The sequence below is a fragment of the Vibrio vulnificus CMCP6 genome (assembly GCF_000039765.1).
GTDB classification, from domain to species: domain Bacteria; phylum Pseudomonadota; class Gammaproteobacteria; order Enterobacterales; family Vibrionaceae; genus Vibrio; species Vibrio vulnificus_B.
Map to the genome: position 1 here is coordinate 3,054,185 of NC_004459.3, position 13,850 is coordinate 3,068,034.

A 13,850-nucleotide genomic window follows, 5' to 3' on the forward strand; every position below is an offset into this window, starting at 1 on the left:
ATGTTTTACGCTGAACTCTTTTGCCAAAGCAACTTCTCTTTTCTGACGGGGGCTTCTCACCCTGAAGAACTCATCGTGCAGGCGAATTTTTTAGGCTACCACTCGCTGGCGATCACGGATGAGTGCTCACTGGCAGGCATCGTAAGAGCACACAGTGCCATTAAGCAACATCAACTTTCGGTCAAACAAATCGTCGGCAGCTTTTTTAAACTCAATACAGAATGTCAGTTTGTCTTGCTCTGCCCCAACCGCGAAGCCTACGCTGAATTATGTCGAATCATCACCAACGCTCGTCGACGTTGTGAAAAAGGCCAATACCAACTGTCACAGTGGGATGTCATGTCTCTAAAACATTGCTTGCTCATCTGGCTTCCGACAGGGCAAACGAGTGATGAACAATGGGCAACATGGCTTTCTCGTTATCAACAATCACGTCTTTGGCTTGGCTTACAACGCCATCTTCGCCATGATGATGAACATTACCTTCACCACTGCCAAACATTGGCAAACCAGTTTGATTTGCCCATCACAGCCTGCGGTGGAGTATTAATGCACAGACCCGAGCGATTACCTCTACAGCACACGCTCACCGCCATTCGTCACGGTTGTACGGTAGAACAACTGGGCACACAGTTATTGACCAATGCAGAGCAGTCTCTGCGTTCGGAGAAGAAACTCCGCAAGCTGTTCAAACCTCAGTGGCTCGCAGAGAGTCTGTATATCGCCAGCCTATGCAGTTTTGACCTTGATAGTTTACGTTATGAATACCCAAGCGAGTTGATTCCTGATGGCTATACTCCCGACTCTTACCTCGAACACCTTGTCGAACAAGGCAAAAAATTGCGCTTTCCAGAAGGGGTTCCCGACGCTATCGAGCAAACGATTCAAAAAGAGCTTGCTCTGATTAAAGAGCAAAAATACCCATTTTTCTTCCTCACTATCCATGACATTGTCATGTTTGCCAAACAGCAAGGCATTCTCTACCAAGGGCGAGGGTCTGCGGCCAATTCCGTCGTCTGCTATTGCTTACAGATCACCTCCGTTGACCCTAGACAGATCGCGGTACTATTCGAGCGTTTTATCAGTAAAGAGCGTGACGAGCCACCGGATATTGATGTTGATTTCGAGCACGAACGACGTGAAGAAGTCATTCAATATATCTATCAAAAGTACGGTCGCCAAAGGGCTGCGCTGGCAGCGACGGTTATCTCCTATCGTTTCAAAAGCGCCGTTCGACAGGTAGGAAAAGCCTTGGGTATCGAGGAAACACAGCTCGATTTTTTCTTGAAGAACATCAACCGTCGTGATCGCCAGGCTGGGTGGCAAGCGCAGCTCGTTGAACTGGGTTTGCAGCCCGACTCACTCAAAGGACAACACTTTATTCAGTTAGTCGAAGAAATCATTGGTTTTCCTCGTCATCTTTCACAGCATGTTGGTGGGTTTGTTATCTCTTCTGGGCCACTATACGAACTGGTTCCAGTCGAGAATGCCGCCATGCCTGAGCGCACCATTATCCAATGGGATAAAGACGATCTTGAGAGCCTAAAGTTACTGAAAGTCGATGTTCTATCTCTTGGTATGCTTACCGCAATCCGTAAGTGCTTCCTCTCGATTGAGCAACATCATCAACAACGACTTTCTATTGCCGACATTACTCGCCGCCAAGATGACCAAGCCGTCTACAAGATGATTCAAAAAGCCGACACTATCGGCGTCTTTCAAATTGAATCTCGAGCACAAATGAGTATGTTGCCACGGCTTAAACCAGCGTGTTACTACGATCTTGTGATTCAGATTGCGATTGTTCGCCCAGGCCCGATTCAAGGTGATATGGTCCACCCTTTTCTTAAAAGACGTGATGGAGAGGAGCCGATTAGTTATCCATCGGTACACGTCCAAGAAGTATTGGAACGAACACTCGGAGTGCCGATTTTCCAAGAACAAGTGATTAAATTAGCGATGGTGGCTGCGGGATTCAGCGGCGGAGAAGCCGATCAATTACGCCGCGCTATGGCGGCATGGAAAAAAAACGGTCACGTCTTCAAGTTCAAAACAAAGTTAATCAATGGCATGTTGGAAAGAGGCTATGAGTTAGACTTTGCAGAACGTATCTTTGAGCAAATTTGTGGCTTTGGTGAATACGGTTTTCCAGAAAGTCACTCCGCTTCCTTCGCAGTTTTAGCCTATTGCTCTGCTTGGTTAAAACACTACTACCCCGCTGAGTTTTATACTGCCCTACTCAACAGCCAGCCCATGGGCTTTTATAGCCCATCCCAGCTGGTGCAAGATGCCAAAAGGCATGGTATTGCTGTGCTACCTATCTGTGTCAATTTCTCTAATGCAGAACATCAACTGGTGAGGTTAACATCAGGCGAGTTAGCCATTCGCCTTGGTTTCAATCTGATCAAAGGGTTAAGCCACGAAGGCATCACTCGCCTACTGACTCATCGACCCGCACAAGGCTACCAATGCATAAGCGAAGTGAAGCAAATCCTGCGTCAGGCAAAAGATATCCAGAGCCTTGCCTCTGCCAATGCTTTTTATCAATTGGCGGACAATCGTTATTTGGCTCGCTGGCAGGTGATGGACAACCTTGATGAACTGCCTTTGTTCCAAACGTTACCCAGCATAAGCAACAACCCTTTACCGAAGCCAAGCGATTATCAAAATGTATTAGAAGACTATGCGGCAACAGGGCTCTCTCTGGCTGAGCACCCCGTTGCTATGTTAGAAAAAGCGGGCGGCTTAACACGCTTTACGCGCGCCAACCAATTAAACCAATGCTCTCATCGCTCATTGGTGACGGTGATCGGACTGGTGACCGGAAAACAATCTCCCGGAACCGCAGCTGGTGTCACGTTTTTCACTCTCGAAGACGACACTGGGAATATTAATGTGGTGGTCTGGCAGGCAACCTCAAGAGCACAAAAGCAAGCCTACTTAACCGCGAGGCTGTTAATGGTGAAAGGCATTTTGGAGCGCGAAGGAGACGTCATACATGTGATCGCAGGGAGGTTGATTGATCTGACGGAGAAGCTGTCGGGTTTAAGCCCAAAATCTCGTGAGTTTCATTAAGAAAAATGCCAACCAAAGGCAATAAAAAAGGAGTGAATCTTCACTCCTTGCGTTTAACCACCGTTAAATGATTTCTCTTAAGCGATCTTGGGTGACTTGCACCAGTAGGTCTGGCTGGAACTTCGAAATAAATCGGTCACACCCTACCTTTTGCACCATCGCTTCATTGAAACTGCCACTTAATGATGTATTGAGCGTAATAAACAACTTAGACATACGCGGATCACTGCGCACTTCGTGTGTGAGTTTATAACCATCCATTTCTGGCATTTCCGCATCGGTGATCATTAACAGCAACTCTTTATTTAAATCCTTACCCTCATCACACCAAGATTTGAGCAGATTCAGGGCCTCAAGGCCATCGCGACATTCAATAATGTGAAGGCCAAGTTGAGATAAAGTATCGCGGATCTGATTACGTGCCGTAGACGAATCATCCACCACTAACACTTTACGCCCCACCATTTCATTCGACAGCTTCGAATCCAAAATGCCTTCAGAAATCGTTACGTCGTAATCGATGATTTCTGCCAGAACTTTTTCAACATCAATAATCTCGACGATTTTGCTCTCTTTCCCTTCTTTCACATGGGTGATCGCCGTTAAATAATTACTGCGCCCTGATGTTTTCGGTGGCGGCTGAATTTCCGTCCAAGCGGTATTAATAATATTGCGCACTTGGCCAACCAAAAAGCCCTGAATGGTTCGGTTGTATTCGGTAATGATGAGGTTCTCTTCTTGCCCTTCTAATTTCGAGGCAGGAAAACCTATCGAGCGTCTAAGGTCAATAACAGGAACTGGTTCACCTCGCAAGGAAGCGACGCCTCGGATGTTTGCGTGAGCGCCAGGTAACTTGGTCAGCGGTGGCACTTTCAGCACCTCCCTCACCTTGAATACGTTGATCGCAAATAACTGACGGCTATTTAAACTAAACAGCAGAAGTTCCAGACGGTTTTCACCAACCAAATTGGTTCGCTGGTCTACAGTATTTAAAACTCCAGACATACAACATCCTAATGGGTTAAAACTCTATTAAAAATAGCCTAAAAAACATAAGTCATGGCAAAAGTACATGAATGAAAAACAGAGATCAATTGATGAGGGGCAATTGAGATAGGCAGGTCACTGATTTCAAGGCCGAATAAAACAAAACCTGGAGAAGATCCAGGTTTGCCGCGAGTTGGGATTTAACCTTCGACCACTTTCATTAATAGCAAGCCATCGTAAAGAGCCTGCTTAATCAATGCAGCCCCTGGCATGGTTGCCTGTTTATAGAAACGCGATTCCACCAGTTCAAGATCTTGGTGATAAACAGGCAAGCTTTGCTCTTCAATGCAGCGTCGAATAGCCGGATAGAGAACTTCCTTCGCTTGGTTGATTACACCGCCGATCAGCACTTTTTCTGGGTTAAATAAGTTGATGACAATCGCAATCGCCGAGCCAAGATAACGGCCGAGTTTCTCAATGACATCCACAGCTAATGCATCTCCATTCGCTGCGGCCTCACAAATGCTTTCAATCGTGACATCTTCCAGCTCTTCGAGAATGGACGACTCTCCATTAGCAATGCGTTCCATTACCTCTTCACGAATGGCTTTAGAACTTGCGACCGTTTCAAGGCACCCTCTGTTGCCACAGTGGCAAAGTTTGCCTTGTGGATCGATCTGGATATGGCCTAATTCGCCAATGTTCCCGTGACGGCCCTGCAATACCCGTCCATCAAGTATGATACCCGCACCTAAACCATGGTGGATCGAAATAAGAACCGAGTTTTCGTTACCTTGAGAGTGACCAAATAGCTTTTCCGCCAAAGCCCAAGCTCGTGTGTCATTGGCGATGAAAACCGGTAGCCCAGTCGCTTTGTAAATCTCTGGACCGAGAGCGAGGTTTTCAACATTGTAATGCGGCATTTGCAGCACAATGCCTTGTTCTGAATTGACTAAGCCAGGCAACGTAATCGCGATACTGGTTACACGATCCAGTTGATCGGCATAGGTTTGGAAAAATTCTTCGATTTCGTGTAGGAGTCGAGCAAGAACGTCATCTTGATCCCTTTCGTGGATATCGATTTTTGTATCGATCAGGACTTCACCACCCAATTCATGGAGTGCAATGGTGAGATAACCTCGTCCAAGTCGCATCGAAAGAAATTGCCATCCAGCATTATTCACTTGAAGGCCGACCGCTGGTCTTCCTCGGCTAATCGCTTCTTGCACGGTAGTTTCGTGCACAAGATGTGCTTCTATCAACTCACGGGTAATTTTCGTAATACTCGCCGGTGCCAGCTCGCTTTCTTTTGACAAATCGATTCGAGAGATTGGACCCTTAAGGTCAATTAGTTTGTATACACGACCAGCATTGACCTGTTTGATATGATCAATATGGCCCGGTTGAGCCATGTACATCTTGCACTCCAACATTCTATAACGGAGCAATTTTTTTACTTTGCGAAGTAATTGTGAAGTGAATTGATAAATCCCCGTGACCAGCATCACGTATAAACATGAATGTTTGTGTATCGAATCAAATATCCATCATTTAGTCGGCGACACATCGCATCACCTCAAACTTATTTTTCTTGAAAAAATTTCTGAATTTTGTGGAAAGTCAACAGCAAAGAGACCACGCTTCTCTGTATAACTATCTATGACATACGTCTATCGCAGGAGAAGCTATGACTCAGCCATTAAGAAGAACAAAAATCGTGACCACTTTAGGTCCTTCAACTGACAAAGATAATGTACTAGAAGAAATTATTCGAGCCGGCGCGAATGTGGTCAGGATGAATTTTTCTCACGGCAGCGCAGAGGATCATAAAACTCGCGCAGAAAAAGTGCGCAATATTGCCGCCAGACTTGGCAGACAAGTGGCTATTTTAGGTGATTTACAAGGCCCGAAGATCCGAGTATCAACCTTTAAAGAAGGGAAAATTTTCCTTTCAGTGGGTGACCTCTTCACTTTAGACAGTGACTTGCCCAAAGGCGAAGGCGATCAAAAATCAGTGGGATTAGACTATAAAGCACTGCCTCAGGATGTGGGACCAGAAGATATTCTGCTGCTTGATGATGGACGTGTACAACTGCAAGTGCTGACGGTCGATGGCAACAAGGTGAACACTCGTGTGATAGTGGGCGGACCGCTGTCAAACAATAAAGGTATCAATAAAAAAGGGGGCGGCCTCTCTGCTGACGCTCTAACGGAAAAAGACAAACAAGACATCTTGCTCGCCGCCGAGATCAAAGTCGATTATCTCGCGATCTCCTTTCCACGTAATGGTGCCGACATGGACTATGCTCGTCGCTTGGCCAGAGATGCCGGCTTGGAAGCCAAACTTGTTGCCAAAGTTGAACGAGCAGAAACCGTTCGAAACGATGAAAACATCGACGATATTATCATGGCTTCCGATGTCATTATGGTTGCTCGTGGCGATCTAGGGGTAGAAATCGGCGATCCGGAATTGATCGGTGTACAGAAAAAACTCATCAAACGAGCCAAAGAACTCAATCGTGTCGTCATCACGGCAACACAAATGATGGAATCGATGATTGAAAATCCAATGCCCACTCGAGCAGAAGTCATGGACGTAGCCAACGCGGTGCTGGATGGCACCGATGCCGTGATGCTTTCAGGGGAAACCGCCGCTGGTAAATACCCAGTCGAAACGGTGCGCTCTATGGCAGAAGTCTGCATTGGGGCAGAAAAAACGTGGGAACCGGGCAGCCAGAATTATCGCATCGATAAATCCTTTGTCACCGCCGAAGAAACCATTGCAATGTCGACAATCTACGCCGCAAATCATATGGAAGGCGTCAAAGCGATGGTGACGTTGACTGAATCGGGAAGAACCGCATTAATGACGTCAAGATTGAACTCAACACTGCCCATTTTTGCGCTTTCGCCTAATGAGCGAACCCTTAATCGCTGCTCTCTCTATCGTGGCGTCACTCCCGTATTTTTTGATACCAAAGTAGAAACTGGATTTGATGTCGCAATGGCCGCATTGAGCACGCTTAGAAAGAAAAAACTGCTCGATTTTGGGGATTTAGTGATCATCACACAGGGGGACATCATGGATGTTGAAGGCTCGACTAACTGCATGAGAATCCTGCCTGTTTTTGACTAACTCGCTTCATTAGTGATAGTGACAACCGCCCTTCAGCGGTTGTCATTTGTCTGATTCAACCGTGACAGCATTCTTTGCTGTTTAACCAATTGATACTGTTTAATAAAGCGATAACCGGCCTGCACACCACAATCGTAATCAAACAGCAATTCGTCTCGGCCGCTGAGCAATGAACTGGATCTCAGTGGCGCATCCGGTGTAATTTGAATAATAAACGTATCGTCAGGTGGCTTAGCAAGAAAATCTCGGGTTAACGAATACGTTTGATAGTGCACCATCAGCATATCGGCTAATCCCGAATCAAAATTGTCACCAATCAGATGGCTAAGGCGGTAGATGTTGTCTGCACCAAATAACCAACGCCCCCCGTTCAACAAGCGAAATTTGTGATCGGGAATCGCTTGAGAATCGGCAATTTGTTGTTGAAAGAACAAGCTCCAATCTTCACGCCAGCGGCTCACCCTATCCTGCCATTTCAACTGCACATTACCGAATGAATTACGAAACCAATCAGCTTCTCTCGGTTTCATCTCATTAAGATTAAGAGGCGCAGTATTCTCGGTTGCACTAAACGGTTCGGTTCGGATCACCACAATAGAACGGGCATTACGCCGCCACGGCTCCTGAACCGGAACGGACGCCGATACCCCACCGTCCACATACTCGTTGCCATTTATCATCACAGGCTTCGCATATAGCTTAGGAATGGCACACGTTGCCAGCATGGTGTCGTGCCATATCGGACCAAACATTGGCAAATAACGGTCAGTTAATGTCGATGTTTCCGTCACCGAAGCATACGCTTGTCGTTCACCCAATATGGTTTCACCAAGATCAAGATCCAACTTATAGGGATAAGAGCGAATTTTATCCAATGCCCATTCTAAACCCAGATATTGCTTCTGCCGAATGTAACCAAATAGGTTAAAAAACTCAGAATCCGTGGTGAGATCGAGTATGAAGGCTTTTCCTAATCCATGCTGACGACACAAGTAAGCACACAAATTTAAAGCGCCAGCAGAGGTACCATAGAACTCATGGAAAGGGTCAAAATCAGAGAGGATGAAAGCATCTAAAACGCCAGCAGTGAAAATACCTCTTTGGCCACCCCCTTGGGCAACCAAAGATGTTTTTCCCTGTTGGTATTTGGCGTACCGCTCTATGTCAAGATTGGTGTAACTGTTCGTGACAATACCACTGTTTATTGCCATCGGCGTTACCTAAATTTAAGCGGCAGTGATCGCAATAAAACCAAAAGAGAGTAGAACTGCAAAGACAGTTGCTGTGATGATTAGGGCTGCTTTTAGATCGTGTTCCATAAACACCTCCAACTTGTAACAAAGTAATAACAGTAGTATGAGGGATGTCTGGAAAATGTCTAAAGACGTCATACAAATTTGACGTTAGCATCACAAATAAACAGTTGGCGAAAAAGGAATTTATCATGTTGAAACATCTCTCCCTCCTCAGTTGCACACTCTTACTTATGTTTGCGCCACTGGCATCAGCCAACAAACTGATTGTAACGCCTTTTGTTGGTTATACCTTTGGTGGTGCTGTTGAAGATGAAAATCAGGACACATTCGATCTCAATGCCGCGCCAAACTACGCCATCGCCATCGAAACCCCTTTGGATAAAGGACGAGTTGGTCTGTTCTACTCCTATCAAAGCTCGGAAGTGGATGTCATCAAACAAGATTATGGTTTCCACTATTTACACTTCCAAAGCAGCATCTACTATCCAACAGATTCTGGCTTAAGCGGTTATCTCGGTATGGGGCTCGGTGCATCTTATGCTGACGTAGATTGGGCAGATGACAAAGTTGGTTTCTCCACCAGTATCTTTGGTGGAATTGAATACCCGATTACCAGTAATTTATTGATTTCAGCTCAAATTCGTTGGCTAGGAACGGTGGTCGACAATGACTCAAGCGCCGCTTGCGTTGTACCCACCACGGGGCAAAACTGTGTCATTCAATTTGAGACCGATTGGGTAAACCAATTTCAATCTAATTTAGGATTAACCTTCAAGCTTTAACATTAATACAACAAAAATATTCTAGTGGGCGTATGAAAATCAGTTATACGCCCTAAATGTTTAAAAAAGTAACATCCCCCAGCAACAACCAACAAACCAACACATTCCACTAAAAAGACCACAAAACACCATTAATTAACTTTGCACACACACCTAAAAGCAAAATGAAAACCAAATATAAATCCAAATTTAACAATTACATTCTATTGCTTAACGCAAAATAAATCGCTACTCTCCATCTCACGCGACAGTTGAATATTTCAACCAACGCAAACACACATCAAACAAATTGGAATTTAATTCTAAATTTTCTCTCTTGATTCGACACAAAAACTAACAATGACATTAACATTAGGTTAATTGCTCGAATACAGTATGAAAGACCGTTTTTCATACATACTCGTCATTCAAAGAGAAAAGCTTCATTCCTCAGGGAGTCGTAAAGGAGTTAGTTATGAAGCGAGAACAATGGGGATCCCGAGCAGGATTCATTTTAGCGGCCGTCGGTTCAGCGATCGGTTTAGGCAATATTTGGCGTTTCCCATATATGGCTTATGAGAACGGTGGCGGCGCATTTTTTATTCCTTACCTTTTTGCCATGATCACCGCTGGTATTCCCTTTATGATCCTAGAGTTTAGTATGGGACAAAAATACCGCGGCTCAGCACCAGCAACTTTGGGTAAAATCCACCCTAAATTTGAATGGCTAGGTTGGTTCCAAGTTGGCGTAGCGGCCGTTATTGCGGTGTACTACGTCGCCGTTATTGGCTGGGCAATCTCCTACTTTGGTATGTCATTTACACAAAGTTGGGGAAGCGATACCAACGCCTTTTTCTTCAGCGAATATCTGGCACTTGGCGATAACTCACCAACCAATCTAGGTTCCATTCAATGGAAAATTGCTTTGGCGATGCTGATTGCGTGGGGGATTACCTATGCCGCTATCGTCGGTGGCGTAAAATCCGGTATTGAGCGCGCATCGAAGATCATGATGCCGATTCTTTTCATCATGGTACTGCTGCTGATTGGTCGTATGATCTTCTTACCCGGAGCTTTGGATGGTGTGAACTACATGTTCGAGCCAGACTTTAGCAAGATTTGGGACGTTAAAGTATGGGCAGCAGCCTACGGGCAGATCTTCTTTACCCTCAGTATTGGTTTCGCCATCATGCTGGCTTATTCCAGCTATCTACCTGAGAAATCGGACATCACAAATAACGCTTTCATGACCGTATTAATCAACTGTGGTTTCTCGATTCTTGCGGGCATTATGATTTTCTCGGTACTGGGCTATATGGCGCAAGAACAAGGCAAACCGATCACGGAAGTGGTGTCTGCTGGTGTGGGCCTCGCATTTGTTACGATCCCGGCAGCCATTAACTTGTTACCCGCTCCTTACATCCTTGGTCCATTATTCTTCTTAGCATTGGTGGTGGCAGGTCTAAGCTCGCACATTTCAATCATGGAAGCGGTCACTTCTGCGCTTATCGACAAGCTAAACTGGAGCCGTAAAAAAGCGGCCACTATTGTCATCGGTAGTGGACTGGTTGTCTCTATGGCATTTGCAACCAACGGTGGTTTGTTACTGCTCGATCTCGTTGATCACTTTGCAAACAACGTCGGTATCATGGCCGGTGGTTTAGTTGAAATCGTACTAATGGCATGGCTGCTCAACAAAGTGGCCGATGTTCGCGAATACGTGAACAAGATTTCCGATTTCACGATTGGTACTTGGTTCGATGTTTGCCTGAAATTCATTACCCCAGCGGTTCTTGCTGTGATTCTAGCCACCAAGCTGATGACGCTGTTTACCGAAGGCTACGGTGGTTATGACTTGACGCTTGGCTGGGCAATTATCGCAGCGCTGTTTGTGATGGGCTTTGTTATCAACGCAACAAATCGTAAGGAAGCATAATTATGGCAACGAGCGCAATTATCATGATGCTGATTGGTCTTGGCATTACCTGGGGTGGTGCAGCCATCTGTATTAAACGAGCAATGGACAAACAATAACTTGTCTCTTATTTCTCGATAATAGTGCACATAAATGAAAACCGGCTTAAGCCGGTTTTCTTGTCTTCTAAAACTGATATTTAATGCCTACCGCACCGCCAAGCTGCAGTTCTGCACCTTTATATAAACTGAGCTCTGGTTGTATTTGACCATACAGGTCCCACCCGTGGGTGAGATCCCAATTGAGTCCCAACGGTACGCGAAAGCCAAAGTCATCATTCCACTCAGCCCACCCACCTACGCCAACATACCAAGTCACAGGGATATCTTGATTAAACGTGCCTTTTTTGGCGAGGTAATCAAATGCTAAACCATCATTACCAATCACCCCTCGGTACTGGTGATTCAATTCAATCACGACACTTAACTGCTGGTCCACTGCCATACCGACAGCAAGGTCGGTCTTTTGTTCTGCAGCTAGAGTAGCGAAAGGAAATAAACAAAGAGAAGCCACTAACCACTTTTTCATCTAAACGTCCTATTAATAAAAAACAAAAGCTGTAAACATCGTCACAAGCTCAGGTTTTGCATTGCTCTGTAATATCAGTGATGCAATTTTGTCCGCATAGCCATATCGCCATGTCAGCCAACGGTTAGCCCTACGATAATTCGTTGCAAATGAGGTGGTGAAGATTCAGGGAAAGAGGTACCCAAATGACTTGGGTTGCTGGTAAACGGCAAATGAATGAATCCCCTTGAGTACAGATACACGATGTGAGGGTGCCTGGCAGGCGACTCAGTGAACAAACGTAGCCTGATCACTGCAGCTTCAAGTAGGAAAGGTACAATAAAAAAAGGAGGCCTCAGCCTCCTTTTGTCAATCAATGAGTGTTAGGGATTAACCGTGGTTACGGATCCACTCATCCATTTCAGTTTTTAGGTTGTCAGATTTAGTACCGAAGATAGCTTGAACACCACCAGCAACGACAACAACACCTGCTGCACCTAGCTTCTTCAATTTATCTTGGTCTACTGCTGCTGTGTCAGCAACAGCCACACGTAGACGTGTGATACATGCATCTAGACCTGTGATGTTTGCTTTACCGCCGAACGCAGCAACCAATTCACCAGCAAGGTCTGAGCCAGAAGTTGCAGTTGCTTCTTCCGTTTCATCTTCACGACCTGGAGTCTTAAGATCCATCGCTTGAATAACGAAGCGGAATACTACGTAGTAGATAGCTGCGTAAACTAGACCAACACCAATCATCAGACCCATCTTCTGCGCGTTACCAGATAGAACTAGGAAGTCGATCAGACCGTGAGAGAATGAAGTACCGTGTACAAAACCTAGAGTGTTAGCAACAACGTATGCAGAACCCGCTAGTAGAGCGTGGATACCGTAAAGTACAGGAGCAACGAATAGGAATGAGAATTCGATTGGCTCAGTAATACCGGTTAGGAATGAAGTCAGAGCTGCTGACGCCATGATACCCATTACTTTCGCGCGGTTCTCTGGCTTAGCACAGTGTGCGATAGCGATCGCTGCTGCAGGTAGACCAAACATCTTGAACATGTAACCGCCCGCTAGCTGACCGAAGCCATTGCCCGCAGCACGAGAAGCTTCATCTGCAACTAGGTAACACGTTAGAACACCATTTTGAGCTTCGCCTGCAGCGTTCACACAGCTACCCGCTTCGAAGAAGAATGGTACGTTCCACACGTGGTGTAGACCGAATGGGATAAGAGAACGTTCAACAATACCGTAGATACCGAATGCAACTTGTGGGTTCTGATGAGCAGCCCAATCAGAGAAAGAAGCAATAGCACCACCGATTGGAGGCCATACGATGGATAGTAGGATACCAAGAGCGATAGCCGTGAAACCAGTGATGATTGGCACAGCACGCTTACCAGCAAAGAAGCCTAGGTATTCTGGTAGTTGAATCTTGAAGAAACGGTTGAATGCCCAAGCAGCAACACCACCGACTAGGATACCACCAAGGACACCTGTGTCGATTTTTTCAACGCCCATTACGCCAGCCATAACTGCAAGTGTTGCTGTCATGATGCCGTAACCAACGATCGCAGCTAGACCTGCTACGCCGTCATTATTTGTAAAGCCAAGTGCAACACCTACAGCAAATAGTAGTGCCATTTGACCAAATACAGAACCACCCGCCTGCTCCATCAGATTTGATAAGATATCTGGAATGAAGCTAAGGTCGGCAGCACCCACACCTAGTAGAATACCCGCAACTGGTAAAACTGATACTGGTAGCATCAGCGCTTTACCAACTTTTTGCAGGTTAGCAAAAAGGTTCTTAAACATGTTTATGCTCCTGATTAATTTATTAGTATTTTGGGTTCTAACGGCACACCCCCGTAGCCTAAATGTTAGCACCCTATGAAAATGTAACCACATGTTGCATTATATTTTCCGCCTCTAAATATATCTTGATGCCCCTCAAACTTTCTACAGAGTTACGAAAATTAGTTTCAAAACAAGTCACGGATCACACACAAATAAGCCTATCAATAGGCTCACATCAGATCATATATCATTGTTTTATATGAATTATTTTAATAACACTATTAATTTCGATGGGTAAATAAAATTGATTGCAATGTTATTTTTAGTAACAAAATTACATTTGATTAAAT

11 protein-coding genes are annotated in these 13,850 nt (G+C 45.3%); 5 read left to right on the forward strand and 6 right to left on the reverse strand.

Going from position 1 to position 13,850, the window contains the following annotated elements; all coding sequences use genetic code 11:
- Complete coding sequence (locus VV1_RS14175) at nucleotides 1–3,075, forward strand: error-prone DNA polymerase (protein ID WP_011080803.1); 3,075 nt, start codon at nucleotides 1–3, stop codon at nucleotides 3,073–3,075.
- A gap of 63 nt (nucleotides 3,076–3,138) precedes the next feature.
- On the opposite strand, the gene VV1_RS14180 is transcribed toward VV1_RS14175, so the two are convergent.
- Together VV1_RS14180 and mlc are read right to left on the reverse strand one after the other, a co-directional pair.
- Complete coding sequence (locus VV1_RS14180) at nucleotides 3,139–4,080, reverse strand: chemotaxis protein CheV (RefSeq protein WP_011080804.1); 942 nt, start codon at nucleotides 4,078–4,080, stop codon at nucleotides 3,139–3,141.
- A gap of 182 nt (nucleotides 4,081–4,262) precedes the next feature.
- Complete coding sequence (gene mlc, locus VV1_RS14185) at nucleotides 4,263–5,480, reverse strand: sugar metabolism global transcriptional regulator Mlc (protein ID WP_011080805.1); 1,218 nt, start codon at nucleotides 5,478–5,480, stop codon at nucleotides 4,263–4,265.
- A gap of 269 nt (nucleotides 5,481–5,749) precedes the next feature.
- Between mlc and pyk the strand changes: the two genes are divergently transcribed.
- Nucleotides 5,750–7,198 carry a pyruvate kinase gene (pyk, locus tag VV1_RS14190; protein ID WP_011080806.1) on the forward strand — a complete coding sequence of 483 codons (1,449 nt, stop codon included), beginning with the start codon at nucleotides 5,750–5,752 and terminating at the stop codon, nucleotides 7,196–7,198.
- A gap of 32 nt (nucleotides 7,199–7,230) precedes the next feature.
- Here the strand turns inward: pyk and VV1_RS14195 are convergent, their stop codons facing one another.
- Entirely contained in the window at nucleotides 7,231–8,409 is a 1,179-nt protein-coding gene (locus VV1_RS14195; protein WP_011080807.1) for a patatin-like phospholipase family protein, read from the reverse strand.
- Nucleotides 8,410–8,424: 15 nt separating this feature from the next.
- Nucleotides 8,425–8,517, reverse strand: a complete 93-nt coding sequence (gene cydH / locus VV1_RS24720) for a cytochrome bd-I oxidase subunit CydH (protein WP_026060839.1) — start codon at nucleotides 8,515–8,517, stop codon at nucleotides 8,425–8,427.
- Between the two features lie 125 nt (nucleotides 8,518–8,642).
- On the opposite strand from cydH, the gene VV1_RS14200 reads away from it, so the two are divergent.
- The 3 genes from VV1_RS14200 (at nucleotide 8,643) to VV1_RS24455 (ending at nucleotide 11,249) form a co-directional block, all read left to right on the forward strand.
- Nucleotides 8,643–9,236, forward strand: coding sequence for an outer membrane beta-barrel domain protein (locus tag VV1_RS14200; RefSeq protein ID WP_043921051.1), 594 nt, complete (start codon nucleotides 8,643–8,645; stop codon nucleotides 9,234–9,236).
- Nucleotides 9,237–9,690: 454 nt separating this feature from the next.
- On the forward strand, nucleotides 9,691–11,151 hold the full coding sequence (locus VV1_RS14205; RefSeq protein ID WP_011080809.1) for a sodium-dependent transporter: 1,461 nt from the start codon (nucleotides 9,691–9,693) through the stop codon (nucleotides 11,149–11,151).
- A gap of 2 nt (nucleotides 11,152–11,153) precedes the next feature.
- Nucleotides 11,154–11,249, forward strand: a complete 96-nt coding sequence (locus VV1_RS24455; protein ID WP_017422301.1) for a MetS family NSS transporter small subunit — start codon at nucleotides 11,154–11,156, stop codon at nucleotides 11,247–11,249.
- Between the two features lie 67 nt (nucleotides 11,250–11,316).
- Here VV1_RS24455 and VV1_RS14210 read toward each other — a convergent pair whose 3' ends face one another.
- Both VV1_RS14210 and ptsG read right to left on the reverse strand, forming a co-directional pair.
- Nucleotides 11,317–11,718 (reverse strand): porin family protein, encoded by a 402-nt coding sequence (locus VV1_RS14210; RefSeq protein WP_011080810.1) that lies wholly within the window; start codon nucleotides 11,716–11,718, stop codon nucleotides 11,317–11,319.
- Nucleotides 11,719–12,087: 369 nt separating this feature from the next.
- Nucleotides 12,088–13,518 carry a PTS glucose transporter subunit IIBC gene (ptsG, locus tag VV1_RS14215; RefSeq protein WP_011080811.1) on the reverse strand — a complete coding sequence of 477 codons (1,431 nt, stop codon included), beginning with the start codon at nucleotides 13,516–13,518 and terminating at the stop codon, nucleotides 12,088–12,090.
- Nucleotides 13,519–13,850 lie beyond the last annotated feature (332 nt).